Origin of the sequence: Alienimonas sp. DA493, from assembly GCF_043951915.1 — a bacterium.
Classification (GTDB): Bacteria; Planctomycetota; Planctomycetia; order Planctomycetales; family Planctomycetaceae; genus Alienimonas.
This window is the reverse complement of sequence record NZ_JBINJD010000367.1, coordinates 1-540: the sequence shown is the minus strand read 5'-3', so window position 1 is coordinate 540 and position 540 is coordinate 1. Positions and strand designations below refer to the sequence as shown.

General features: G+C 70.7%; 1 protein-coding gene. It reads left to right on the top strand.

All coding sequences use genetic code 11. The annotated features are described in order from the left end of the window. The coding region (locus ACG2DA_RS23055) for a DUF1501 domain-containing protein (protein ID WP_395259062.1) at positions 1-540 on the top strand (540 nt) is incomplete at both ends.

The following is a 540-nucleotide window of genomic DNA, read 5'->3' as shown; positions in this document are numbered from 1 at the left end:
CCGCCGAGACCCGCGCCCTCTACGGCCTGGACCGCAAGGAAACCAAAACCTTCGGCAAGCAGTGCCTGACGGCCCGCCGGCTGATCGAACGCGGCGTGCGGTTCGTGCAGGTGTTCAGCGGCGGCTGGGACAGCCACGACTATCTGGAACGCGGCCACGGCTCCCGCATCGCCAGCGTGGACAAGCCGCTCGCCGGGCTGATCCGCGACCTGAAGCGGCGGGGCCTGCTGGAGGACACGCTGGTCGTGTGGACCGGCGAGTTCGGCCGCACCCCGGACAACAACCGCCGCGGCGGCGTTTATTCCCTCGGCCGGGGCCACAACAACAAGGCGATGACGATGCTGCTGGCCGGCGGCGGCGTGCGGCCGGGCGTGGTCGGGGCGACGGACGACGTCGGCGCCGAGGCCGTCGAGTGCGTCCACCCGATCCGCGACCTGCACGTCACCCTGCTGCACCTGCTGGGCTTGGACGACAACCGCCTGACCTATTTCCACGCCGGCCGCCACAAGCAGCTCAGCCAGTTCGGCGGCGAGGTGATCC